Source organism: Streptomyces sp. NPDC048604 (genome assembly GCF_043199435.1).
Classification (GTDB): Bacteria; Actinomycetota; Actinomycetes; order Streptomycetales; family Streptomycetaceae; genus Streptomyces.
On record NZ_JBICVX010000004.1, the window covers coordinates 15,656 to 38,952 of the forward strand.

21 protein-coding genes and 1 pseudogene are annotated in these 23,297 nt (G+C 68.0%); 5 read left to right on the forward strand and 17 right to left on the reverse strand.

The genetic code is table 11. From position 1 onward, the window contains the following. Nucleotides 1-9 precede the first annotated feature (9 nt). A complete protein-coding gene (locus tag ACGFMM_RS09395; RefSeq protein ID WP_393644772.1) occupies nt 10-462 on the forward strand; it encodes a GNAT family N-acetyltransferase in 453 nt (150 codons plus the stop codon). An 86-nt stretch (nt 463-548) separates the two neighbouring features. Here the strand turns inward: ACGFMM_RS09395 and ACGFMM_RS09400 are convergent, their stop codons facing one another. The 12 genes and pseudogenes from ACGFMM_RS09400 to dnaB all read right to left on the reverse strand — a co-directional run bounded on the left by ACGFMM_RS09400 (nt 549) and on the right by dnaB (nt 15,118). Then, entirely contained in the window at nt 549-1,925 is a 1,377-nt protein-coding gene (locus tag ACGFMM_RS09400) for a serine hydrolase domain-containing protein (protein WP_393644774.1), read from the reverse strand. Between the two features lie 291 nt (nt 1,926-2,216). Continuing rightward, on the reverse strand, nt 2,217-2,807 hold the full coding sequence (locus ACGFMM_RS09405; RefSeq protein WP_393644775.1) for a hypothetical protein: 591 nt from the start codon (nt 2,805-2,807) through the stop codon (nt 2,217-2,219). A gap of 268 nt (nt 2,808-3,075) precedes the next feature. After that, nucleotides 3,076-3,471, reverse strand: coding sequence for a hypothetical protein (locus ACGFMM_RS09410; protein ID WP_393644777.1), 396 nt, complete (start codon nt 3,469-3,471; stop codon nt 3,076-3,078). Between the two features lie 131 nt (nt 3,472-3,602). Beyond that, nucleotides 3,603-6,284, reverse strand: a complete 2,682-nt coding sequence (locus tag ACGFMM_RS09415; protein ID WP_393644779.1) for a KGGVGR-motif variant AAA ATPase — start codon at nt 6,282-6,284, stop codon at nt 3,603-3,605. 5 nt (nt 6,285-6,289) lie between these two features. Next, nucleotides 6,290-6,706 (reverse strand): hypothetical protein, encoded by a 417-nt coding sequence (locus ACGFMM_RS09420; RefSeq protein ID WP_393644781.1) that lies wholly within the window; start codon nt 6,704-6,706, stop codon nt 6,290-6,292. 83 nt (nt 6,707-6,789) lie between these two features. Next, nucleotides 6,790-7,140, reverse strand: coding sequence for a LysR family transcriptional regulator (locus ACGFMM_RS09425; protein ID WP_393645494.1), 351 nt, complete (start codon nt 7,138-7,140; stop codon nt 6,790-6,792). Nucleotides 7,141-7,155: 15 nt separating this feature from the next. Beyond that, complete coding sequence (locus ACGFMM_RS09430) at nt 7,156-8,049, reverse strand: hypothetical protein (protein ID WP_393644783.1); 894 nt, start codon at nt 8,047-8,049, stop codon at nt 7,156-7,158. 106 nt (nt 8,050-8,155) lie between these two features. After that, a complete protein-coding gene (locus ACGFMM_RS09435; protein ID WP_393644784.1) occupies nt 8,156-9,451 on the reverse strand; it encodes a TniQ family protein in 1,296 nt (431 codons plus the stop codon). Further along, nucleotides 9,448-10,566: an AAA family ATPase gene (locus ACGFMM_RS09440; protein WP_393644786.1), complete on the reverse strand. Its 1,119-nt coding sequence runs from the start codon at nt 10,564-10,566 to the stop codon at nt 9,448-9,450. Before ACGFMM_RS09440 ends, ACGFMM_RS09435 begins: the two co-directional genes overlap by 4 nt. Continuing rightward, nucleotides 10,563-12,697 (reverse strand): annotated as a pseudogene (locus ACGFMM_RS09445) (helix-turn-helix domain-containing protein). The gene ACGFMM_RS09440 and the pseudogene ACGFMM_RS09445 overlap by 4 nt, the downstream one beginning before the upstream one ends. Continuing rightward, the gene (locus ACGFMM_RS09450) at nt 12,694-13,425 is read right to left on the reverse strand and encodes a TnsA-like heteromeric transposase endonuclease subunit (RefSeq protein WP_393644788.1); all 732 of its coding nucleotides are present in this window, start codon (nt 13,423-13,425) and stop codon (nt 12,694-12,696) included. Before ACGFMM_RS09450 ends, ACGFMM_RS09445 begins: the two are co-directional and overlap by 4 nt. A gap of 205 nt (nt 13,426-13,630) precedes the next feature. Beyond that, on the reverse strand, nt 13,631-15,118 hold the full coding sequence (gene dnaB / locus ACGFMM_RS09455; protein ID WP_393644790.1) for a replicative DNA helicase: 1,488 nt from the start codon (nt 15,116-15,118) through the stop codon (nt 13,631-13,633). Between the two features lie 424 nt (nt 15,119-15,542). Here dnaB and ACGFMM_RS09460 point away from each other — a divergent pair, with 424 nt between their 5' ends. Then, the gene (locus ACGFMM_RS09460; protein ID WP_393644792.1) at nt 15,543-16,880 is read left to right on the forward strand and encodes an MATE family efflux transporter; all 1,338 of its coding nucleotides are present in this window, start codon (nt 15,543-15,545) and stop codon (nt 16,878-16,880) included. 101 nt (nt 16,881-16,981) lie between these two features. Here ACGFMM_RS09460 and rplI read toward each other — a convergent pair whose 3' ends face one another. The 4 genes from rplI to rpsF form a co-directional block, all read right to left on the reverse strand. Continuing rightward, nucleotides 16,982-17,428: a 50S ribosomal protein L9 gene (rplI, locus tag ACGFMM_RS09465; protein WP_318104983.1), complete on the reverse strand. Its 447-nt coding sequence runs from the start codon at nt 17,426-17,428 to the stop codon at nt 16,982-16,984. 18 nt (nt 17,429-17,446) lie between these two features. Beyond that, entirely contained in the window at nt 17,447-17,683 is a 237-nt protein-coding gene (rpsR, locus tag ACGFMM_RS09470; RefSeq protein ID WP_005315025.1) for a 30S ribosomal protein S18, read from the reverse strand. Nucleotides 17,684-17,740: 57 nt separating this feature from the next. Beyond that, nucleotides 17,741-18,313, reverse strand: coding sequence for a single-stranded DNA-binding protein (locus tag ACGFMM_RS09475; protein ID WP_393644794.1), 573 nt, complete (start codon nt 18,311-18,313; stop codon nt 17,741-17,743). Nucleotides 18,314-18,390: 77 nt separating this feature from the next. Next, entirely contained in the window at nt 18,391-18,681 is a 291-nt protein-coding gene (gene rpsF / locus ACGFMM_RS09480) for a 30S ribosomal protein S6 (protein WP_004950685.1), read from the reverse strand. A gap of 284 nt (nt 18,682-18,965) precedes the next feature. Here rpsF and ACGFMM_RS09485 point away from each other — a divergent pair, with 284 nt between their 5' ends. From ACGFMM_RS09485 to ACGFMM_RS09495, 3 genes are all read left to right on the forward strand, one after another. After that, nucleotides 18,966-19,265: a hypothetical protein gene (locus ACGFMM_RS09485; protein WP_393644796.1), complete on the forward strand. Its 300-nt coding sequence runs from the start codon at nt 18,966-18,968 to the stop codon at nt 19,263-19,265. 127 nt (nt 19,266-19,392) lie between these two features. After that, entirely contained in the window at nt 19,393-20,511 is a 1,119-nt protein-coding gene (locus tag ACGFMM_RS09490; protein ID WP_393644797.1) for a lipid II:glycine glycyltransferase FemX, read from the forward strand. 116 nt (nt 20,512-20,627) lie between these two features. Beyond that, on the forward strand, nt 20,628-21,659 hold the full coding sequence (locus tag ACGFMM_RS09495; RefSeq protein WP_393644799.1) for an alanine racemase: 1,032 nt from the start codon (nt 20,628-20,630) through the stop codon (nt 21,657-21,659). 32 nt (nt 21,660-21,691) lie between these two features. Here the strand turns inward: ACGFMM_RS09495 and ACGFMM_RS09500 are convergent, their stop codons facing one another. Next, on the reverse strand, nt 21,692-23,212 hold the full coding sequence (locus ACGFMM_RS09500) for a glycosyltransferase family 87 protein (protein ID WP_393645496.1): 1,521 nt from the start codon (nt 23,210-23,212) through the stop codon (nt 21,692-21,694). Between the last annotated feature and the right edge of the window lie 85 nt (nt 23,213-23,297).

Below are 23,297 nucleotides of genomic sequence, written 5' to 3' on the forward strand. Positions count from 1 at the left end.
CCTGCGCTCATGAGCGATCTTGAGATACGGCCCGCCCAGCGCGAGGACATCCCGGCCGTCGTGGCGATGCTCGCCCACGACCCGCTCGGTGAGCAGCGCGAGTCCCCCGACGACCTCAGCCCGTACGAGGAGGCCTTCGACCGGCTCGAGCAGGATCCGAACCAGCACCTGGTCGTCGCCGTCCGCGCCGGCAACGTGGTCGGCACCATGCAGCTGACGGTCATCCCCGGGCTGTCCCGCAAGGGCGCGACCCGCTCGATCATCGAGGCCGTCCGGGTCCACGAAAGCGAGCGGGGCAACGGGCTCGGAACCCAGCTCATGGAGTGGGCGATCGAGGAGTCCCGCCGTCTGGGCTGCCAGTTGGTGCAGCTGACCTCCGACGCCTCCCGTACCGACGCCCACCGCTTCTACACCCGGCTCGGCTTCACCGCCTCCCACGTCGGCTTCAAGATGGCGCTCTGAGGACCCACACAGACGCGAACGGGGCGCGGGAGCGGGAGCGCGGCACAGTCCCGCCCCTGCGGCCCCGTTTCACGTGAAACAGCGGCTCACAGGCCGCGCCAGCCCTCCTCGTCCACCCCGCCCGGCACGGCGTCGCCCGGCTCGTACGGCTCCCGGGTGAAGACGAACGAGCCCAGGTCCAGATGGCTCACCGAACCGTCGCCGCGGCGCACCGCCCTGAGGGTCTCACCCGCGTAGTAGCCGTTCAGGCCGACCCAGCCGCCACCCGGCAACGCCCGGAACCGGGCCCGGCGTCCGGCGCCGCGCAGCGGCTCCAGGGTCACGCCGCCGTCCCTCTCCAGGCGCAGCCCGTAGGCGTACGTGCCCCAGTACCAGGGGCCGGTCAGCGCGAGCAGCTCCTGGTCCACCTCCGGCAGGGGCCTCCACGGCTCGGGGATCCGCGGCTCCGCCTCGGCCACGATCCTGACGAGATCGGCGGCGACCGTCCCGACCATCGGGCCCGAGGTGGCGTTGGCGAGCGCGACCGCCGCGACGCCGTCCTCGACGCTCACCCACAGGCAGGCCACGAAGCCGGGCAGCGAGCCCGTGTGGCCGATGTAGGTCCGCCCGTCCCGGCGCAGCAGCTGCACGCCCAGGCCGTAGCCGCCCTCCCAGTCCCCCGCTGCCGGCGGCACGGCGGGCGTGCGCATCTCGGCGACCGAGGCGGCGCCGAGCACCCGGTCGTCCCCCTCGGCGAGGAAGACGGCGAACCGGCACAGGTCCGCTGCCGTCGACCAGAGCTGGCCGGCCGGGGCCATCAGCCCCAGGTCCTGGGCGGGTTCCGGCAGCATGACATCGGCCCAGGGGTGTACGGCCCAGCCGCCGGCGTGCGGGGCGACCGGCTGCGCCGTCGTCCGGGTCAGCCCCAGCGGCTCCAGGATCTCGGTGCGCAGCGCCTCCTCCCACGACACCCCGCGGACCGCCTCGACCAGCGAACCGAGCAGCGTGTAGCCGGGGTTGGAGTAGTGGTGGCCACGCCCGGAGGGGTGCAGCAGCGGCTTGTCGCCCAGCACGTCGCCGAGCGTGGGGCGCTCGGTCCCCGGGGTCCGCTCCCACCAGGGCGCGGGCGACTCGGCGGCCAGTCCCGCGCCGTGGCCGAGGAGTTGGGCGACGGTGACCTCTCCGACCCCCGTCTCCGGAAGGTGCTTCTCCAGCGGGTCGGCCAGATCGAGCAGCCCCTCGTCGCGCAGCCGCATGACGAGGACGGCGGTGAACACCTTGGTGATCGAGCCGATGCGGTACTGCGTGTCATCGTCCGGCGCATGCCCGTCCACACAGCTCCGCGAGCCGGACCACACGGTCCGCCCGTCCCGGGCCACGGCCCCGACCAGTGACGGCGCCCGCCCCTCGGCCTGGGCGACGGCGACACGATGCAGCAACGCCCGCTCGGTGGACGGCAGCAGAGCTTCGAAGGATGAGGTCATACCCCGATCCAACGCCGTCCCCCGACCCCCGTCGACTCCATTTCACCCACCGCCGAACCCATTTCACCCACCGCCGAACCCAGTGTCCCCCGGGCGGGCGGTGTAGGTTCTCACTTTCGATGTCATGCGCCGACGCTATGACCTGGACGTTCCCCTCCAGTCTCACGACGTGTCGGCAGGCGGCTGTCTCAGATCGGTGTCATTTCCTCAGACTGTCCAGCCGGCTGCACCGCATATCCGCGCACCCGGTCTGAGTGCACCACCACGTACGGAGATACGTGCGCCAGCGGCTCATGTCATCGCGCCGGCGGGGCGGCAAACCTCCAGGATGACTGCGGTGCCGGCCACGGCTCGGTCCTCGTGCATGGTGATCTGCTGGCCGGGCTGGACGTGCGTCCAGTGGGAGGGAGTGAGGGGCACAAGGCGAACCGTGGCTCGCCCGCCGGGCTCCAGCATGGGCATGTTCTCAACCCAGAGCCCAGCGATGCTGACCGCGCGTCCGCCGGTGGGTGAGAAAAGTCCGATGTCCCACATGGGCCGCAGAACACCGGCACCGGAGATTGGCGTCGTGCGTCGGGCCTCGGCGGCAGGGCCGAGAGTCAGATCCGCCCGGATCACACCGTTGCGGATCTCGGAGCATCGCCAATGGCACCACGTCGCGCTCCGCTCCAGCCGGAGCTGCTCAGCCGCTTCAGCGAGCTGCTCCCAGAACGCCAGAGGGAGCGAGCGAGCGTCCCCGAGCTCCTCCAGCAGGCCCAGGGCAATCTCCCACTCGTCGTGGACGAGGTAGTCCCAGATGTCTCGCACCGTGATGTCGTTCTCGGTGGCGGCCTCTTCCGGAACCAGCAGGGAAGCTACTTCGAGCAACTCAGCGACGTCCATGCGCTCATTGTCGACCACCTGAACGTGCTGTCCGGTCTGAATTGTCAGACCCTGCGCTTAGAGTGCGGCGAGATGGGGCCGGTCCCGAGGCCGCCAGCACCGGAAAACGGCAGCCTCCCTGGTCTGCTCGGGGGTGGTTTCGGCCCAACCGGCGTCCAGGCATCGTCGAGGGCCACGAATGCAGCCTGTCAGCCCGGCCCCATCTCACCCAACGCTCTGTATTCCGTGGTGCACTCTCAGGGGCACGCCGACAGCGCTGGCCGGAGCGTCACGAACCTGAATCGACAGCCATCCGTTCCATCCACTCCCGCACCTTCACTGCTTGCTCAATGCGGTTGACGATGTCCTTCTTAGACGCCGTGTCCAAGGTCTCCGGGATCTTGTCGAAGGTCTCGGGAAGGACGTCGATGAGACCCCAGATCTGTTCGCCGGTGCTGACGGTCAGCAGTTGCTGGCACCTCCACTGCAGCGGCACCTCGGGACGGTGCGTGAGCCGCTGCACGAGCGTCGGGAACAGGTAGTGCGTCGCCTCTGCAGCGAGGTGATCTCGTAGCCAGTCGACCGGAAGCCGCTGGCTGAAGCCATGCATGGCGGCCTCCTGGGCCAGGTCCAGGAGCTGAGCGGTGTCGACGGCTCGGACGGTGCGGGGAAGGGTCGGGGTCATGCCGCGATGATGCCAAGAAGGCTCCGCAGGACCGAAAGGTCGGGTGGACGCGACCTGCAGATCTCAGCGGGGGTCGGATCTGACTTAGATCCGACCCCCGCTGTTGAGTTGACGGCCCTACACGCCCAGTCTTACAGACTGCGGACCACGCGTGCCCTGCCTTGGGTACGGAAACCAAGTGCATGGCGGTAGATCTCAGGCATTCGGTAGCGTCCGTCGGCATCTCTTGCCAGCGCGCCCCACTGCTCAAGAGCCTCAATATCGTCTGCCGTGAGCTTCAAATCTGCCGCGTCGAAAGGCATCTTCACGGAGTCCGAGAAGGTCGACATGTCACGCAGGAGCTTTCCGAGGCGTGGATTCTCCTGATTGATCTCCTCCACCTTCGCACGGCTACAAGCGCCCAGAGCGTGACGCATGGCCGACGGGGTCAACAGTCTGTCTGGCCAGCGTCCATCTCCCACAGATGCGTCCGCTGCCTCACAGAGGAATCGGACGACATCACGGGCCTGGATCTGCTCGTTGAAGTCCGCGAGGGCTGCGGGGACCCACCGCTCGCTCCATGCCTCGCGTGAGCTAGCAGTCCCGAGTTTCGCCCCCCAGAGGGGAAGGAGCGCGTGGACAATCTCGTCGTAGCCCATGTCGGCGATCGGCAAGTCCGGGGTCACCACCGCCTCGGCATTCGTCGCCACCCAGAGTGAGAGTCGGAGGGCGTCCTCAGTGTCCCAGCGCAGCTCGTAGGGGCCATAGCGGTTGAGGAATTGGCCGAGATTCTGTCTGATCGCCGCGCGAACCAAGTCCTGGCGTACGAAGACCACGAGGCCGACTGAGCGACTCCTAAGCCGGCGGAGCCAGGCTGGTACCTCGATCAACAGAGTCCGAAGCGCGATTCTCCTCGGTTCCGTATCCAGCGACTCCAGCCAATCCTCCAAGCCATCAATGACGAAGAGGCAGGATCCAGACGCGTCCAACGTTCGCTCGATCAGAAATTCTTCTGCAGATCGCCCCTGTTCGGCACCTGCCGACAAGGCCAGGCACTCCAGCCAGTGCTTCCTCCAGAACTCCGGGTCTTCAGAACGCTCGTCCCGGATGCCTGCATTGAGATGGCTGCGGATCTCGTCTGCAGTAATACCGGACCCGCCTGCCGCCTGATCTCTGAGCTTCTGGGGCGACATCGCGTCCGCATGTGGCTCAGCGATGTTGACCGGATCCAGAACGGGGATTACCAGCGCGGCCCGCTCAACATCCTGACCGTTCTCTTGGGCAAATGCTTCCCAAGTTCCTGCGGCACACATCCTGGCGAACGTGAATGTCTTACCCGCACCCTTCGCACCGACCACAACCGTTACTGGAAGGTCGGTGCTGTGATCCGCGATTAGTCGGCGAACCGGCTCGGTAGTAAGAAACCCGAGTCCGGAGTCCATACCGCGCTGCTCAGCAAAAACAAGCTGGCGTGCGGTGCCCTCTAGGGCCCGCCGGCGATCGTCCAGCGTGGTTGGTTCCTCAGGACCGGTAGCTACCTTTGATGCCACGCTTGGGGCGAATTCAGCAAGCAGGCCAGGAAGACCACAGCGCCGGACGACCTCCACCACTGCGTCCCAACTTTGCGGAAGCGCCAACAATTCCTCGCGGAACGGGCTCAGAACCGGCTCAGTCAACACCTGCTCGTCTACTGCAAGATCCTCCGGTGCGCACTCATTTGCAGCCGCGCCCACGAGGTCGATCGTGGACGACAGCGCACCCGCAAGACCCCTCCGCGCCTCCTCGGCATGGCTGTCGTGGACGTCAAGCCGATACTGCGTCACGATCGCACCAGGAGCAGGGTCCATCCCCGCCACTGCGGGAGACTGTGCCCCCAGCTGCCGGATCATGGTCTCGGTTCCTTGGAGGGATTGGCTACTAATCGTTGTGACGAAAACCCGCATCACCCGAGGGTCCAGCAGGACCGGTGCGGCCAACTCCGAGGCCCCGGCCCGGAGGTCCAGAACGACGGTGTCAGCCTCAGCAGCGACAGCGAGGGCTACTAGGGATTCGCTGAGGAAATACGGAGAGCGGTCCTCAGTCAGCAGGTCAGCTGGTCCGATCCGGGGCGGTCCGAGCCGCGTGCGCCGACTGGCCGGAAGGACCGTCACACGGCCCTTCCCGGGGTACCGCGAGACTCCCTGATTCGGAAGGTACGCGGCGGCAATCTCCACCGCCTGAGTCGGATCGCCCTGCTGCGAGGAATGAAGAAGGGCCAGGACATCCTCGTACGCAATGTCGCATCGGCCACCCTGCGCCTGATACATCCAGGTGATGCCTGGCGCCTCCAAATCCGCATCAATGAGGAGGACATGCTGCCCCTGCGCGGCTAGACGGTCAGCCAGCGCCACCGCATGCAGCGTACGCCCTACGCCACCTTTGAAGGAGTGAAAGGCAATCAGCTGCCTATCGCCCTCGAACTGCGAGCTCGCCGGGCGCGGAAGCGCGTCACTCAGAGCTGAGGTGACACGGCGCTCACTGAGCTTCGGACGACGTGGAACAGTACTGGATTCGGTCGACTCGACCAGAATCACAGGCAGCGACTTAGAAGTTTGGGACGATGGGCGGTCAAGGGCAAGTTCCAGGGATCCCTCATGTTCGACGGCTGATCCCAGACCGAACTGGCTGTCCAGCCACACCTGAACCACAGCAGTATCGGTTCCCGGGAGAACCGTCAGCTCCAACCCATCCCACCAAGCGTCGACCTCCAGCAACCACTGTGGCCACTGGCCATCAACAGCTGCCTCTGCCAGCTGAGCATCGACGTCAACCCAGGTGAAGAGCTTGCCAGTCATACCGCTCAAGATCCCTTCCTGGCTTCCTTCACCAGTCCCCTTAGAACTTCCAAAGCCGCCTTCTGATCATCGGCACGTAGCTCTGCACCATAGCGCCATGCCTCATGAAGCTGGTGGCCCTCGATCCAGGTGCCACCCTTATGCCGGTGGCATCGCAATGGGTCCGGTCCGGGCCCCGGGTCTTGGAGCCTCAGCGCCTTGGCCAGGCGACGTAGATTGTGGCTCCGCAGGTCATCGGGCAAAGCCGAGGTGTCCTCGCGACCAAGAACCCAACGCAGCACCTCGGCCTTCAGCCCACACTCGGCAGCGTAGAAGAGCAGCAGACCGCCGATCGCTTCGTCGCCTGCTTGCTCGGCGGCTTCTCCCTGCTTGGCGAGCCGATCACGGCTCCGTCGCAACTCGCCGACCCCCACGTCCACCATGGCGTCAGATTACTCGGGCTAAGAAGTCGTAGTGCTTCATGTGGACAACACAGGCTCATAGTTCAGGCTGATGACCCTTGAGATCAGGTCTGACTCGTGTACCGGCCGGGCATGGTGCGGATGGCCGCGATGACCTTCTCACCGAAGGGAGTCAGCTTCATGGCCCGGCCGCGTTCCGCGCGTTCAAACAGCGGCTCTCCGAGGTCCGCTTCGAGGCGGTTGATTTGGATCACCAGGGTCGACTGGTGGATGCCGAGGTCTCGGGCTGCATCGGTGAGGGTGGGATAGGACCGCGCTGCTAGGAAGCGCGAGAGCCGCTGGCGTGCATATGGGCTGGTCAGTGCTTTGCGGAGGATAGCGGGGAGAGTCTCGGCTTCGTCGGCGGTGCGGAGGGCGGTCTGGTGGCTGGCTCCGCCTCGCGGCCGGAGTGGGATGTTGTGGGTGTGGGATCAGCGGGCCATGTTCGCGGTGCTCATGCCGGCTTCTCGGGCGAGGTCGGGCAGGGTCCGGCAGCGGTGGACGTACTGCTCGATGAGCCAGTCCCGTTCGACGGTGCCGCGGCGCTTGTAGTCCTTGGGGCCCTCGCGGAGCGGGATGCCGTAGTCCTTGGCGAGGCCGGTCAGCACGCTGCGGGAGAAGCCGGTGAGGGTGGCGATCTGCTGGAGGGACCGGTGTTCGTCGAGGTAGAGCCGGGTGAAGCCCTGTGCCGGAATGGCTTGCCGGGCTTGCTGCCGGATGCGGCCGGTGGCTCTGGCGGCGTTCTTTGTCAGCGGGGGTGCGGGGGCTGGGTGTTCGTCGAGAACATGCCGGACGGCCTCGACGGTCGTGCCCAGGACCTGGGCGGCGTGCTGAACGGGGTGCTGGCGTTCGCGGACGAGCTGGTGCAGGCGGGGTAGGTCGACGCGCGCCGGGTCGGGGCCGGGAAGGGAGAGTCCTGCCAGCAAGGTGGCGGGAGGCTGCCAGGTCACGGGCTCGTCGTGGATGTGGTGTGAGGCCAGGAAGTTGAGGGCTTCCTGCTGGAGGGCGTGCGCGAGTTCGGGGGTCTGAAGCGCGGTGAACCGCAAGGACGTCGCCCGGAACTCTGCGCTGTCGAGCCCGCCCAGGTCGTCGGGGAGAGACTCGGCGGGCAGGCCGCTGAGACGTTGGAAGAGCTGGCTGCGGGCGATGCGTTCGCGCCGTCCGGTTCCCGGTGGTGTTCCCGTGCGGCGGCAGATCTCCAGCCAGCGGTCATGAGGAAGCAGGCCGGTGTAGTCCAGGAATCGGCGCCGGCCGTAGTCGATGGGGTGCTGTTGGTATCGAGGTAGTCGACGAGCCGGTCCAGGGCAGTGGCGATGCCCGGCCATTGCGGAAGGTCGTCGAGTTCCTGGAGGAGTCGTGACACCTCGATGCCGTCGATGGCGTTGCCGATCAGGCCGGCTGCCTGGTCCAGGGATGTGCGGCTGTCGGGGATCAGCAGCAGGGCGGCGAGAACGGGGGCCAGAGCCCGCGCGTGGATTCCTTCGGGTGGTGAGAGCCCGATCGTCCAGGGCGGCCAGAACATCGTGGGGATCTTCCTGGCTCGCTGCTCGATGTCTTGCGTGGTCCTGGTCGGTCGGCGGGGAGTCTCGGTCGTGATGCGGTAGCGGACGTATTCGCTGGGGCGGAGGGAAGGGGCGAGGGCGGCCAGGTGCACGGACTGCAGCACCGGGCTGATCCCCCGGCGCCCCAGCTGTCGATGCTGGTCGCGGAGATCTGCGCGAGTTCCTCGCGTACTGCTTCCAGCAGGTCCCGCAGGGCCTCGCCGGCCGGTTGGATTCCTGGTTGCTCCAGGATGCTCAGGGCCACGGTGACCGCGACGGCGGTGTCCGCGGCTCGGGGCGGGGCCATGAACCCCGGACGTTCCGTCGCCTGTCCGGTGTGCGGGGAGGCCGGATCGGTGCTGAGGTGTGCTTCGGCGATGTCAGTCGGGATCTGTTCCCGTAGGACAGCTGCCGGCAGGTCGCTCAGGACGCGGATGCCCAGGGCCCGGATGTCCGCCAGCACCGCCGATGCCGGCTGGGGAGAGGTCCGGTAGGGACCGAAGGCAGCCGTGGCCTCGTCGATGATCTCGGATATCCGGTCCTGTGCCATGAGAACCGGGTGGCCAGGGGGGAGAAGAAGCGTCGAAGCACGGGTCAGGTCGGTGCCGCAGCCCGCCGTGATCGGACCGCCGGGGCGGATCGGCGGATTGCCGCAGAGTTCAGGCCAGGGAACGGACCGGCCGGAACGGGGCCGCTGCCGTGGGACCCGTCCGCAGTGCGGGCAGCGGTCCGCCAGCAGGCGGCGGTGCCGGGTGCAGGCGAACGAGAAACCGAGCCGCCAGGACAGTTGCCAGCGCCCATCGCTGGAGTGGAGGCAGTCCGGGCAGAACCGGGATCCGCTTCCGCGTCCCCAAAGGACATGCCGTGTCACAGCCCGGCCTCCGGAACTCAGCTGCAGGGCCCGTCCGTCATAGTGCGCCAGGGTCATCGCGGTGACGGCCTCCGGGACCGCGCCGGTGGCGTGTGCGACAGCGGCGGCCAATCGCTCGTCGAGGAAGATCGTCCAGTCTGCCGGGATGCCCCGGAACTGGTTCCCGGCCCGGTGCCGGACCGGGAAGCCGAAGTGCAGCATGACGTCACCGAGCGCGGTGTCCATCCGTCTGGCTGTCGCCTCCAGCCATGAGTCCAGGGCCTCGCCGGGCAGTGGAGGCAGGCGGATCGGCAAGGTGCGGACCGGCGTTCTCATGCGGGTCGTCGGCTCCGGGGCCGTGGACGGCTGGTCAGCCGCTTCTTCTCCAGCGCGGCCTGAAGTTCGAGGCGGGCAGCCTCGGACGCCTCGTCGTTCTTCACCCGGTCCATGAGCTCCTGGTCAAGACATTCGGCGCCGGTGCGGACCGCCCGCTGGCAACTGCGGTTGATCAGCGTCATCAGCGAGCCGATGTGTCCGGTGCTGCGGGCGAAGAGGTAGTCCGACAGATCGTCGGCGAGCATGCCGGGGTGCTTGTCGGTGAGCACGACGCGCTGTTCGAGGGCCAGGAGCATCTGCCGCCATTCCCGGCGCCCGGCCTCCGTATCGATGGTGAACGGACGAAGTCCGAGGCGGGTGGTGCGGCGGCCGGTCTGGGCCAGAGCTGTGTCGCGCCCGTTCGTTCCCTCGCCGAACAGGCCCTTCTTCGCGAGCTCGACCCCCACCATCAGCAACGTCACCGGGAACTCGTTGGCGATCCACTTCAGGTGGTTGCTCACCTCGATGCCGCTCTTCTGCCCCCATTTCAAGAAGTGCAGATCGTCCAGAACCACCAGGCGGACAGCACAGGACAGCACGCAGTCCAGCACCCGCCGTCCGAACTGGGCGATGGTCCCCCGCATCTGTCCGGGGTGACCGAAGAACTCCAGCATGGCCCGGTTGAGATCCTTCATTCCGGTGTTCCCGGTCAGTCCGACCCGGCAGACCGGGATCCGCTCGTGCCCTTGGCTCGTGAACGCTCCCGACTCCTCGATCTCCCGCTGGTGGAAGTCCCGAGCGAAAGCCAGCACCGAGGTCGTCTTGCCCAGCCCCGGGAACGCGTCGACGGCCACTGCCCCTTTGGCCTTGTCGCCATCCTGTTCGTTGCTGTCGACGATGTCCCAAAGGTCTTCATGGAGCTCTGTCAGTTGCGGCGTCTTGACCGGGCCGATGTTCGCGTGCCACTGCCGGCGCTGACGTTCGTAGTCTGCCCGTGCCTGTGTGGGAAGGGACTTCAGCTGCTTGCGGGTCAGCAGGTCGGGCCGGCTGCGGCGAGGGCTCTCGGCGAACGCCTTGAAGTCCTCCTTCCGCGACAAGGCAAGACTGCCCGGCTGCGGAACGCTGCCGTCATTCACACGTCCTCCAGGGCATCGGCGTAGAAGTCGTCTTCCCCGGCGAGGTCCTCCAGATCAGCCTCGTCATCGTCCCCCATCTCCGTCACCACGTCGGGCTCCCGCAGTTCCGCGGTCTGCTCGTCCTGGCCGAGGGCTTTGCGTACGGAGGGAAGTGAGACGACCGTTTCCGCCTCACTCTCCGGAAGTTCGATGGCGGCCTGTTCTCGCGAGAGCCGCAGGGCCATGCGCCGCTCGGCAATCGTGGTGCCCAGGCCGAGATTCCACCGCTCCAACAAGTCAGCGACGGCAAGCCGGTCATCGGGGAAGCGATACTTCGAGGCCGCCAACTTCCGGGCGAACGTCAGCGCGTCCTCGCTCAGCGGCATCTCGGCCGACGGTGCGTGCTCCCAGACCAGTGTGTGCCAGGCCCGAGTGGCCGGATCACGGAAGTAGATCCGGGTGATGTCGTCGGGGTCCACCTGGAATGGCCAGCCGTTCTTGATCGGGCTGTCGTAGGGGCTGCGGACTCCCGGCTCGGGCAGGCCGGGGCCGCTGTAGCGGCGGCGGCCGATCTCGACCCCGTAGTGCTGGACCGTGCGCCATTTCGTCTGCAGGAACTCGAACGCGAGATCGCGATCCCGGGGAACCTCGATGTAGCCGGCGCGGGCCATGCCGTGCTCGAACATCTTCGCCGGGGACATCCTCAGACCCGGCAGGCCGGGATCGACCAGGCTGGAGTGCGGCCTGCAGTGATAGACCGCCGCGGTCCACTCCCCGATGATCGCCTCAAGCTCGTCGAGGAAGAAGAACGCGTCGTCCTCCGGGCTCTCGCCCCGCGAGTGGATGTCGGGCCCCTTGTAGCCGGGCAGCACCTGCAGCAGTCCCTCCCGCAGGGTCCGGAAGTAGCGCTCGACCGGCCCCTTGTCGCGGCCCGTCCGCAGCCGGGCTGGCTGGATGGAGATGCCCATCCGGCGGCAGACGCTGGTCAGGTGCTCCGAGACGTAGACCTTGCCGTGGTCGACCACCAGCGTCTCGGGAACCAGGGGCGGCGAGGCGAGCCCCGGCCCGGTGGCGCCCTCGACGTCGACCAGGACGGTGCGGGGAATGCCGTGCTCGGGCCAGACCGCGTGCCGAGGCCAGTCCCGCCCCGCCGGCCGCGGCCGAAACGACTGGAACAGCACCGCGCTGACATCCACCGCCTTCGTCGAGACCGGCGTAAGCCGGATCCCCGTGATGCAGCGGGAGTACCAGTCCATCCCGACACTCAGCTCGGCCTGAACCCACTTCAGCGTCAGCGGGTCGAACGCGAAGACGTCCAAGCGGGTGGAGTCCATCAGCAGATACTCACCGGGCCGCGTCGGCCGCAGCTTCCCGTACGGGCCCTCCGGCCGATCCGCGATATCTCGGTTCCGCTTCGTACTCAGCCGGAACAGCGGGTGTCGCCGCTCCAGCTCCGTGAGCACCCGGTAGGCCGTGGCTTGGCTGGGCTGGGCTGCGGTACGACGTCAGGACCGAACCGCGCGATCACCCGGGCCTGAGTCCGCTCTATGACCATCTTGCGTGATGGCTTCGACTCTCCGGTGTGCTCGACCATGACTTCCAGCGCGGTCTCCACCCATCGATCGTCGGCCCTGCCGAAGGGCCGTGCCTGGGGACTTGTCCGCTGGACCAGGCCAGCCTCACCGTGTCGGCGATAGTCGGCGACCCACCTTCGAATGGTGCGATCGGTGACTCCGAGTTCAGCAGCTTTCGCCGCATAGCGCGCGTCCAGCGACAGCGTCGACGTGTACGGAGCTCGCGGTTCGCCCTCACGCGCAAGTTCGGTACTGCCGGACCGATATCCCGTGAGGAGTTCGCGAATGTGCTCGGCCCGCTCCAGGATCTTCCGCCTGTGCTCCTCATCCAACTGCCCCAGTACCACCGAGGCGATCTCCTCGGCATCGTCCGAGGACGGTCCCGGCCCCTCGGGGATGAGAGTGGCCCGGTCGGAGAAGAGCAGTTCCCGCAAGGACAGACGCAGGAGTCGGCCCTGGCCATCCTTGAGGACGACCTCGCTGCCGGCCGTGGTGGCGGCCATCTCGACCACCTCGACGGTCTCCCCGTCGTAGCGGAAGTGTGTACCGACACCGACCCGCGCTCCGGCCCTGGTCATGCCGTCCTCCTGAGCACGTGCGCCGGGCTAAACGGCTGGTCGAGATCCACCATGAGCTCGCGTGTCCACAGCAAGTGATAGACCGCAGAACGAACTTGCTCCTCCGGGCGGCTGGGCAAGCTGGCCGCCGCGCGACGCAGAGAGACTCCGTCGAGCTCAGCGCCTCGGAGCTCGTCGACGAGCCCACGATCAAACAGCCAGTCTCTGCGGTAGCCCGACAGGAAGCGGATGTTCTCCATCTGCGTCACGGGTGGCTCGCTCCAGACCTCGTACCTCCACCCGCGGACCTCCACCACCTCACGGGTCCAACCGAAAGTGAAGGCCACCTCCGGCTTGGACAACCGGTGCAGTGGCTTCACATCCACGACCACAGGCCCCTCGTCAGTGACCAGGAGATAGTCCGGGATGTGCTTGCGCACAGCCCCGTCCACCTCGGCCTTGAGCAGGAAGGGCTGGGCCACGACTCGCCGTACGGACGGATCGAAATCAGCGAAGAGGAGCCGCGCGAGTTCGAGGCGCGACTCGTAGGTGACGTGATCGCGCATTCTGGCGGACCAGTAGGTACCCGAGTAGTGCCGTTGGCCCCTGTACCAGCGGAAGATCCGCCAGGGTGCCGCCGCCGCAAGCTGGTCGATCGAGGTCCCGGTCCACTCCCGGTTCTCGATCAGGCTGCCGTTCGCTCCCCGAATACTCACGGTGATCGATGCCGCGCTCAGCCCTGCCGCCATGAGTCACCCCCCGGATCGTCGGCAGCCTCCCCCGCGAGCGTTACGTTCGCATTCGAGTGAGACTCCCGCGCCGGGCCCGAAGCAAGGCCACCCGAACGAGTGACGGCAGTGATCAGCGGTTCTCAATCCCGTGTCAGATCGGCCAGCCTGATGACATCACGACTGAGAAAATGACACCGGATTTGAGAACCTACAGGCGGGTGCGTCAGGTCTGGGCCATGTCCACGAAGCGGGAGTAGTGGCCCTGGAAGGCGACGGTGATGGTGGCCGTCGGGCCGTTTCGGTGCTTGCCGACGATGATGTCGGCCTCGCCGGCGCGCGGGGACTCCTTCTCGTAGGCGTCCTCGCGGTGGAGCAGGATGACCATGTCGGCGTCCTGCTCGATGGAACCCGACTCTCGCAGGTCGGAGACCATGGGCTTCTTGTCGGTGCGCTGTTCGGGGCCACGGTTCAGCTGCGAGAGCGCGATCACCGGCAGCTCCAGCTCCTTGGCGAGCAGCTTGAGGTTACGGCTCATGTCCGAGACCTCCTGCTGCCGGCTCTCGGACCGCTTGGAGCCGCCGGACTGCATGAGCTGCAGGTAGTCGATGATGACCAGCTTCAACCCGGCGCGCTGCTTGAGCCGCCGGCATTTGGCCCGGATCTCCATCATCGACAGGTTCGGCGAGTCGTCGATGTAGAGCGGGGCCTGGGAGACGTCCGGCATCCGGCGGGCGAGCCGGGTCCAGTCCTCGTCGGTCATGGTGCCGGAGCGCATGTGGTGCAGCGCGACCCGGGCCTCCGCCGAGAGCAGGCGCATCGCGATCTCGTTGCGGCCCATTTCGAGGGAGAAGATGACGCTGGGCAGGTCGTGCTTGATGGAGGCCGCCCGGGCGAAGTCCAGCGCGAGCGTGGACTTACCCATGGCGGGACGCGCCGCGATGATGATCATCTGACCGGGGTGCAGCCCGTTGGTGAGCTGGTCGAGATCGGAGAAGCCGGTGGGCACACCGGTCATCTCGCCGCTGCGGGAGCCGATCGCCTCGATCTCGTCGAGCGCGCCCTCCATGATGTCGCCGAGCGGCAGGTAGTCCTCGGTGGTGCGCTGCTCGGTGACCGCGTAGATCTCCGCCTGAGCGGAGTTCACGATCTCGTCGACGTCGCCGTCGGCCGCATAGCCCATCTGCGTGATCTTGGTGCCGGCCTCCACCAGACGGCGGAGCACCGCGCGCTCGTGGACGATCTCCGCGTAGTACGAGGCGTTGGCGGCCGTCGGCACGGACTGCACCAGGGTGTGCAGATACGAGGCGCCACCGACGCGGGTGATCTCACCGCGCTTGGTGAGCTCGGCGCCGACCGTGATGGGGTCGGCGGGCTCGCCCTTCGCGTACAGGTCGAGGATCGCGCTGTAGACGATCTCGTGCGCGGGCTTGTAGAAGTCGTGGCCCTTGATGATCTCCACGACGTCCGCGATGGCGTCCTTGGAGAGCAGCATGCCGCCGAGCACGGACTGCTCGGCGTCGAGGTCCTGCGGGGGCACCCGCTCGAAGGCCGACAGTCCGCCGTCCCAGGGGCCGCCCTCGGGGCCGCGGTCGTGCTGGTCGTCACGGCCCCGGCCGCGTCCCCGGCCGTCGCCGCGCTGCCGGGTGACGGGCAGACGGTCACTGGGCCCGGTGTCCGCCCAGGGGTCGTCCAAGGGCTCGGGAATACTCACCAAGCCACCTCCTCCCGTCCGCACCGCGGACCTCACCGTGCCACTCTTTCTTACGCCACGGCTCGGACAAACAAGAGACTTTGACTCCGCTTCTGGCGCGTCGGGCGCCGGACCACGGTAGGCCCGCGGGCACCGTCAGCCAATCTGGTTATCCACAGGGTCTGTGGGTGAACGCCCAGATGCTGTGGAGAACCCGCCGGAACCTGTGCACGGACCGGGGGACAGCCATGTGGACAAGTTCATACCAGCAGCACTGACACCCATCTGACCTGCATGTTTTCCATCCACGGGCTGTGGGGGAGAAAAAGTTTCCCCACCGGGCCAAGATCAGAACAAACGGCGCACACCCCAAGCCCCACTCCGACGATCTGTAAGGACTGCAAAGGGATTGCATCTCTTACCTGTGGAAGATTAGATTGAGCCCATGACCCAGGCCCCCGCGCCCCCCAAGGCCGTCCGCCGGCAGCACGACCGCGAGATCATCTCTCTCGCCGTCCCGGCCTTCGGCGCGCTCGTCGCCGAGCCGCTGTTCGTCATGGTCGACAGCGCCATCGTCGGCCACCTCGGCACCCCGCAGCTCGCCGGCCTCGCCATCGCGGCCGCCCTGCTCACCACCGCCGTCAGCGTCTTCGTCTTCCTCGCCTACGCCACCACCGCGGCCGTCGCCCGCCGCGTCGGCGCCGGCGACCTCCAGGCGGCCATACGCCAGGGCATGGACGGCATCTGGCTCGCCCTCCTCCTCGGCGCGGCCGTCATCGCCGTCACCCTGCCCGCTGCCCCCTGGCTCGTCGGGCTGTTCGGAGCCTCGGACACCGCCGCCCCGTACGCCGTCACCTATCTGCGCATCTCCAGCCTCGGCATCCCGGCCATGCTCGTCGTCCTGGCGGCCAGCGGCGTCCTGCGCGGGCTCCAGAACACCCGCACCCCCCTGTACGTCGCCGTCGGGGGCTTCGCCGCCAACGCGCTCCTCAACCTGGGGCTCGTCTACGGCGCCGATCTCGGGATCGCCGGCTCCGCCTGGGGCACCGTCGCCGCCCAGTGCGGCATGGCCGCCGCCTATCTGGTCGTCGTGGTCCGCGGCGCCCGCCGGCACGGCGCCTCCCTGCGCCCCGACCCCGCCGGCATCCGGGCCAGCGCCCAGGCCGGTGCCCCCCTCCTCGTGCGCACCCTCTCGCTGCGCGCCGTCCTGTTGATCGCCACCGCCGTCGCGGCCCGCCTCGGCGACACCGACGTCGCCGCCCACCAGATCCTGCTCTCCCTGTGGAGCCTCACGGCCTTCGCCCTGGACGCCATCGCCATCGCCGGCCAGGCCATCATCGGCCGCTACCTCGGGGCCGACGACGCCGAGGGAGCCCGTCAGGCCTGCCGCCGCATGGTCCAGTGGGGCGTGGCCTCCGGGCTGGTCCTCGGCGTGCTCATCGTCCTCGCCCGCCCGCTGTTCATCCCGCTCTTCAGCTCCGACCCCGCCCTGCACGAGACCCTGCTCCCCGCACTGCTCGTGGTGGCGCTCTCGCAGCCGATCGCCGGCGTGGTGTTCGTCCTCGACGGCGTTCTGATGGGCGCGGGCGACGGCCCGTACCTGGCCTGGGCGATGCTGCTGACCCTGGCGGTCTTCGCCCCGGTCGCCCTCCTGATCCCCACCCTCGGCGGCGGACTGACCGCGCTGTGGTGGGCGATGACCCTGATGATGACCGTCCGCCTGCTCACTCTGTGGCGGCGGGCACGCTCCGGACGCTGGATCGTCACCGGCGCCACCCGATGACGCAGAACGCGGTGTTTCACGTGAAACCACGCTGTTTCACGTGAAACATGCCAGAAGGGCCGCACCCGAGGGTGCGGCCCTTCTGTACTGCTGGAGCAGCGTTACGCGGCGACGACCTCGACGCCGAGCTTCGCGGCAACCTCGGGGTGCAGACGCACGGACACCTGGTGCGAGCCCAGGGTCTTGATCGGCGAACCGAGCTCGACGCGGCGCTTGTCCACGTCCGGGCCACCCGCGGCCTTGATCGCCGCAGCGACGTCACCCGGGGTCACGGAGCCGAAGAGACGGCCGGCGTCGCCGGAGCGAACGGCCAGGCGCACCTTCGTGCCCTCGAGCTGGGCCTTGATCTCGTTGGCCTGCTCGATGGTCGCGATCTCGTGGATCTTGCGGGCGCGGCGGATCTGCGCCACGTCCTTCTCGCCACCCTTGGTCCAGCGGATCGCGAAACCACGCGGGACCAGGTAGTTGCGAGCGTAGCCGTCCTTGACGTCGACGACGTCGCCGGCGGTGCCGAGGCCAGAGACCTCGTGGGTCAGGATGATCTTCATTGTTCGGTCACCCTTCCCTTATCGCGCGGTGGACGTGTAGGGCAGCAGCGCCATCTCACGGCTGTTCTTGACGGCCGTGGCGACGTCACGCTGGTGCTGCGTGCAGTTGCCGGTCACGCGACGGGCACGGATCTTGCCGCGGTCGGAAATGAACTTCCGCAGCATGTTCGTGTCCTTGTAGTCCACGTACGCGGTCTTGTCCTTGCAGAACGCGCAGACCTTCTTCTTAGGCTTGCGCACAGGCGGCTTCGCCATGGTGTTTCTCCTGTGTGATCAAGAAGTGGGGGTACGAGCTGCTTCGAGGGCGTGGCCCTAGAAGGGAGGCTCGTCCGAGTAGCCGCCGCCGCTGGAGTTTCCACCCCAGCCGCCCCCGCCGCCCTGCTGCTGGCCACCGGAGGGAGCTCCGGTCGCCCAGGGGTCGTCGGCAGGCTGGCCGCCCTGGCCGCCGCCGGAGTTTCCACCCCAGCCGCCGCCCTGCTGCTGCTGCCCACCGCCGCCGTAGCCGCCCTGGCCACCGCGACCGGTGGTGCGGGTGACCTTGGCCGTGGCGTTGCGCAGGCTGGGGCCGACTTCCTCGACGTCCAGCTCGAAGACCGTGCGCTTGACGCCCTCGCGGTCGTCGTACGACCGCTGCTTCAGCCGGCCCTGCACGACGACGCGCATGCCCTTCTGAAGCGACTCGGCGACGTTCTCCGCGGCCTGACGCCAGACCGAGCAGGTCAGGAACAGGCTCTCGCCGTCCTTCCACTCGTTGGTCTGACGGTCGAAGGTGCGCGGAGTGGACGCGACGCGGAACTTTGCTACCGCGGCACCGGAGGGGGTGAAGCGCAGCTCGGGGTCGTCGACGAGATTGCCGACGACCGTGATGACGGTCTCGCCTGCCATGGGTGAACCTCTCGGCGGGATTGCTTGGCTGCTTGTTACGGGCTACTCGAACCCTTTGACCTCTGAGCGGAAGACGCTCAGTGGGTCTCGGGGCGGAGGACCTTGGTCCGGAGGACCGACTCGTTCAGGTTCATCTGGCGGTCGAGCTCCTTGACGACCGCAGGCTCGGCCTGCAGGTCGATGACCGAGTAGATGCCCTCGGGCTTCTTCTTGATCTCGTAGGCGAGACGACGACGGCCCCAGGTGTCGACCTTCTCGACCTTTCCGTTGCCCTCACGGACGACGGAGAGGAAGTTCTCGATCAGCGGGGAGACAGCGCGCTCCTCGAGATCGGGGTCGAGGATGACCATCACCTCGTAGTGACGCATGTGGAACCCACCTCCTTTGGACTCAGCGGCCACGGTCGTTCCGTGGCAGGAGGGTCGTGATGCGTAGCGACGGTATCGGCGACCACTGACAATCCCCCTCGGCGAGCGAGGGGCGCTGTCGGGCCCAGAGGCGGGCCTGGGCAGACACCGGCGCAGACCGTACAGAGTACCCGCACATCGGCTTCCGGTTGAAATCCGGCGGTGGGGGGACGCAATCTGTACACATCGGATACGGGCGGCGCTACCATGCGCCGCCTTCCGGCAGGCACGCCAGGAGGTGCCCCATGGCTCAGGCAATGCGACCCAACACCGGCCACTCCCTCTTCGCCACCGACGGCAAGCCGCACCCGCTCCAGGACACCCTGGTCGGGGTGACGCTCTTCCTCGGAGTCCTCTCCTTCATCACCGCGCAGTTCCACGACCTGCATGTGCTGGCCTCGTGGTCCGGGCTGATCGGCATCCTGACGGGGGCGTACGGACAGTTCATCTCCGTGACCACGAGGGAGCGCTTCGCCTTGATCGTCGGACTGGGCGCCTCGGGCGTGGGGTTCTATCTCGGCATGTTCTACGGCGGCCTCGCCTGAGCCGTCCCGGGTCGGCCGCCGGCCGAGGGACACACGCCATTCGGGGCGCTCCCCGGTCACAGTAGGCTTCGCGCGAGAGCCGGAGCCCCTGTACCGAAGGGGACACACCAGCCGAGGAGCGCCCCGCATGAGCCTGACCCTGAGGACCATCAGCCGTGAGCAGCATCTGGCGTACATCCAGAGCCTGCCCGCGGCGAGCCACTGCCAGGTCCCTGCATGGGCGGACGTGAAGACCGAGTGGCGCTCGGAGAACCTCGGCTGGTTCGACAAGAACGGCGAGCTCGTCGGCGCCGGCCTGGTGCTCTACCGCCAGCTGCCGAAGCTCAAGCGCTACCTCGCGTACCTGCCCGAGGGCCCGGTCATCAACTGGTACGCCCCCAACCTCGACGACTGGCTGCAGCCGATGCTGACGCACCTGAAGCAGCAGGGCGCCTTCTCCGTGAAGATGGGCCCGCCGGTCGTCATCCGCCGCTGGGACGCGGCCGCCATCAAGTCCGGCATCCAGGACCCGGACGTGAAGCGCCTCAAGGACGTCCAGGCCACCCACATCGAGCCGCGCGCCTTCGAGGTCGCCGACCGCCTGCGCCGCATGGGCTGGCAGCAGGGCGAGGACGGCGGCGCCGGCTTCGGCGACGTCCAGCCCCGCTATGTCTTCCAGGTCCCGCTGGCCAACCGCTCCCTGGACGACGTCCTCAAGGGCTTCAACCAGCTGTGGCGGCGCAACATCAAGAAGGCCGAGAAGGCCGGCGTCGAGGTCGTTCAGGGCGGCTACGAGGACCTCGCCGAGTGGCAGCGCCTGTACGAGATCACCGCGGTCCGCGACAAGTTCCGGCCCCGCCCGCTGTCGTACTTCCAGCGCATGTGGTCCGTCCTCAACGCCGAGGACTCCAACCGCATGCGGCTCTACTTCGCCCGCCACGACGGCGTGAACCTGTCCGCCGCGACCATGCTCGTCGTCGGCGGCCACGTCTGGTACTCCTACGGCGCCTCCGACAACATCGGCCGCGAGGTCCGGCCGTCGAACGCCATGCAGTGGCGCATGCTGCGCGACGCGTACGCGATGGGCGCCACGGTCTACGACCTGCGCGGCATCTCGGACTCGCTCGACGAGACCGACCACCTCTTCGGCCTGATCCAGTTCAAGGTCGGCACGGGCGGCGAGGCCGTCGAGTACGTCGGTGAGTGGGACTTCCCGCTGAACAAGCTGCTCCACAAGGCACTGGACATCTACATGTCGCGCCGCTGAGTGGTTGCGTAGTCTCGTAGTTCTCGTGCACGTCATTCGTACACGTCTTTGATGCACCGCCCTTTGACGCACTGCCCTTTGATGCATCGCCCCCACAGAAAGGCTCCGGACCGGCCATGGCGCTCTCCCTCTACGTCGACACCGCTCGCTGGCGGGCGCACCAGAAGTCCGTGATCCAGCAGTTCCCGGGCCTGGTGCCGGTCTGCAAGGGCAACGGATACGGCTTCGGGCACGAGCGGCTGGCCGACGAGGCGGCACGCTTCGGGGCGGACATGCTGGCCGTGGGCACCACTTACGAGGCCGCGAGCATCAAGGACTGGTTCGGCGGCGACCTGCTGGTCCTCACCCCCTTCCGGCGCGGCGAGGAGCCCGTTCCGCTGCCTGACCGGGTGATCCGCTCGGTCTCGTCGGTGGACGGCGTGCACGCCCTGGTGGGCGCCCGCGTCGTCATCGAGTGCATGAGCTCCATGAAGCGGCACGGCATCCGCGAAGAGGAGTTGGGCCAGCTGCACAGCGCCATCGAGGACGTCCGCCTGGAGGGCTTCGCGCTGCACCTGCCGCTCGACCGCACCGACGGCACGGACGCCGTCGAGGAGGTCATCGGCTGGATGGACCGGCTGCGGGCCGCCCGGCTGCCGCTGCACACCATGTTCGTCAGCCATCTGCGGGCCGAGGAGCAGGCGCGGCTGCAGCAGCAGTTCCCGCAGACCCGGTTCCGCGCCCGGATCGGCACCCGGCTGTGGCTGGGCGACCACGAGGCGACGGAGTACCGGGGCGCGGTGCTCGACGTCACCCGCGTCGCCAAGGGGGACCGGTTCGGCTACCGGCAGCAGAAGGTCGCCTCGGACGGCTGGCTGGTCGTCGTCGCCGGCGGCACTTCGCACGGTGTGGGCCTGGAGGCCCCCAAGGCGATGCACGGCGTGATGCCGCGGGCCAAGGGCGTGGCCCGCGCGGGCCTCGCGACGGTCAACCGGAACCTGTCGCCGTTCGTCTGGTCGGGCAAGCAGCGCTGGTTCGCCGAGCCACCGCACATGCAGGTGTCGATCCTGTTCGTCCCCTCGGACGCCCAGGAGCCGAAGGTCGGCGACGAACTGGTCGCCCACCTGCGCCACACGACCACCCAGTACGACCGCCTGGTCGACCGCTAGGCCCTGTCAGACCCTGATCCGCCGGACAGGCGCTATGCCCTGTCCGGCCCTGATCCGCCCGACAGGCCCTGCTCCGGCGTCGGGACGCCCCACTCCACCCGCGGCCCCTCCACGGCCTGTGCCGCGTGCCGGGCCGGGTGGGCCGCCCTCCCCCGTACGAAGACGTCCTCGGCGCCGTCCAGGACGCCGCCCGAGGGATCGTCCGAGCCGTCGCGCCGCACCCCGTCCTTCTCCGGCATCAGAATGTCGCGGACGATCAACGCGCACACGAACAGCGTGCCGAGCAGGTGCAGCAGGATCGCGAACTGGTAGCCCTCGGTGGGCAGTCCCTGCTTGTTGCCGCTGGTCGTGTACGCGAGGTACATCCAGATGCCGAGGAAGTACATGACCTCGCAGGTCTGCCAGATCAGGAAGTCGCGCCAGCGCGGCCGGGCCAGCGCCGCCAGCGGGATCAGCCAGAGCACGTACTGCGGCGAGTAGACCTTGTTGGTGAGCACGAACGCCGCCACGACCAGGAACGCGAGCTGCGCGAAGCGCGGCCGGCGGGGCGCGGTGAGCGCCAGCGCGGCGATCCCTGCACAGGCCAGCAGCATCAGCACGATCGCGTAGGTGTTGGCGGTCTCGGGCTCGATCGGCCGGCCGGTGCGCTGGGTGATGATCAGCCACAGGGAGCCGAAGTCGACGTTGCGTTCCTGGCTGAACGTGTAGAACTTCTTCCAGCCGACCGGCGCCAGCACCATCACCGGCAGGTTCACCACCAGCCAGGACCCTGCCGCGCCGAGCAGCGCCGCCCCGAACTCCCGCCACTTCCAGGCCCGCCAGCACAGCAGGAACAGCGGGCCGAGCAGCAGCACCGGGTAGAGCTTGGCCGCCGTGGCGAGGCCGATGAGGATGCCGAAGGCGAGCGCGCGGCCGCGCGACCACATGAGCATGGCCGCGGCGGTGAGGGCCACGGCGAGCAGGTCCCAGTTGATGGTGGCGGTCAGCGCGAAGGCCGGCGCCAGGGCCACCAGGAGACCGTCCCAGGGGCGGCGGCGGTGCGTGCGCGCCACGCAGACGGCCATGACCGCGGCGCAGGCCAGCAGCATGCCCGCGTTGACCATCCAGTAGATCTGCTCGCGGTACATCAGATCCTCGCCGCCCGGCGTCAGCCAGGACGCGACCTCCATGAACAGGCCCGTGAGGACCGGGTACTCCAGGTACTCCATGTCGCCGCTGAGCCGGTCGAAGTACGGGATCAGCCCGTCGGCGAAGCCGCGCCCGACGAACAGGTGCGGGATGTCCGAGTAGCAGGCGTGCATGTACTGCGAGGTGGCCCCGCGGAACCACGCCCAGTTGTAGCAGGGGAGCTTCTGCACCATGCCCAGCGCGAACATCCCGATGGCCACCAGGGCGACGACACGCACCGGGGTGAGGGAGTGCCCGCCGGGCCGGGCCCAGCGGCCGAACGGCCCGCCGAACAGCGCGCTGCCCGCGGCGGCGACCTCGTCCTGTCGGGTGGGCTGCACCACGGGCCGGTCCTGCCGCGGGCGGGTGTTCTGGTGGCTCGGCATGGGGGACATCCTGCCGTACGCGCCCGGGGACGCGGCGAGGGCCGCCGTGCCCGGGATCGTACGGATGTACGTCCTGGTCACGGCG

What these genes read in the sequence shown, in the direction of transcription:
- ACGFMM_RS09395 (WP_393644772.1), top strand. Translation starts at nt 10, where the DNA reads ATGAGCGATCTTGAGATACGGCCCGCCCAGCGCGAGGACATCCCGGCC.
- ACGFMM_RS09400 (WP_393644774.1), bottom strand. Translation starts at nt 1,925, where the DNA reads ATGACCTCATCCTTCGAAGCTCTGCTGCCGTCCACCGAGCGGGCGTTG.
- ACGFMM_RS09405 (WP_393644775.1), bottom strand. Translation starts at nt 2,807, where the DNA reads ATGGACGTCGCTGAGTTGCTCGAAGTAGCTTCCCTGCTGGTTCCGGAA.
- ACGFMM_RS09410 (WP_393644777.1), bottom strand. Translation starts at nt 3,471, where the DNA reads ATGACCCCGACCCTTCCCCGCACCGTCCGAGCCGTCGACACCGCTCAG.
- ACGFMM_RS09415 (WP_393644779.1), bottom strand. Translation starts at nt 6,284, where the DNA reads ATGACTGGCAAGCTCTTCACCTGGGTTGACGTCGATGCTCAGCTGGCA.
- ACGFMM_RS09420 (WP_393644781.1), bottom strand. Translation starts at nt 6,706, where the DNA reads ATGGTGGACGTGGGGGTCGGCGAGTTGCGACGGAGCCGTGATCGGCTC.
- ACGFMM_RS09430 (WP_393644783.1), bottom strand. Translation starts at nt 8,049, where the DNA reads ATGGCCGGGCATCGCCACTGCCCTGGACCGGCTCGTCGACTACCTCGA.
- ACGFMM_RS09435 (WP_393644784.1), bottom strand. Translation starts at nt 9,451, where the DNA reads ATGAGAACGCCGGTCCGCACCTTGCCGATCCGCCTGCCTCCACTGCCC.
- ACGFMM_RS09450 (WP_393644788.1), bottom strand. Translation starts at nt 13,425, where the DNA reads ATGGCGGCAGGGCTGAGCGCGGCATCGATCACCGTGAGTATTCGGGGA.
- ACGFMM_RS09460 (WP_393644792.1), top strand. Translation starts at nt 15,543, where the DNA reads ATGACCCAGGCCCCCGCGCCCCCCAAGGCCGTCCGCCGGCAGCACGAC.
- rplI (WP_318104983.1), bottom strand. Translation starts at nt 17,428, where the DNA reads ATGAAGATCATCCTGACCCACGAGGTCTCTGGCCTCGGCACCGCCGGC.
- rpsR (WP_005315025.1), bottom strand. Translation starts at nt 17,683, where the DNA reads ATGGCGAAGCCGCCTGTGCGCAAGCCTAAGAAGAAGGTCTGCGCGTTC.
- ACGFMM_RS09475 (WP_393644794.1), bottom strand. Translation starts at nt 18,313, where the DNA reads ATGGCAGGCGAGACCGTCATCACGGTCGTCGGCAATCTCGTCGACGAC.
- rpsF (WP_004950685.1), bottom strand. Translation starts at nt 18,681, where the DNA reads ATGCGTCACTACGAGGTGATGGTCATCCTCGACCCCGATCTCGAGGAG.
- ACGFMM_RS09485 (WP_393644796.1), top strand. Translation starts at nt 18,966, where the DNA reads ATGGCTCAGGCAATGCGACCCAACACCGGCCACTCCCTCTTCGCCACC.
- ACGFMM_RS09490 (WP_393644797.1), top strand. Translation starts at nt 19,393, where the DNA reads ATGAGCCTGACCCTGAGGACCATCAGCCGTGAGCAGCATCTGGCGTAC.
- ACGFMM_RS09495 (WP_393644799.1), top strand. Translation starts at nt 20,628, where the DNA reads ATGGCGCTCTCCCTCTACGTCGACACCGCTCGCTGGCGGGCGCACCAG.
- ACGFMM_RS09500 (WP_393645496.1), bottom strand. Translation starts at nt 23,212, where the DNA reads ATGCCGAGCCACCAGAACACCCGCCCGCGGCAGGACCGGCCCGTGGTG.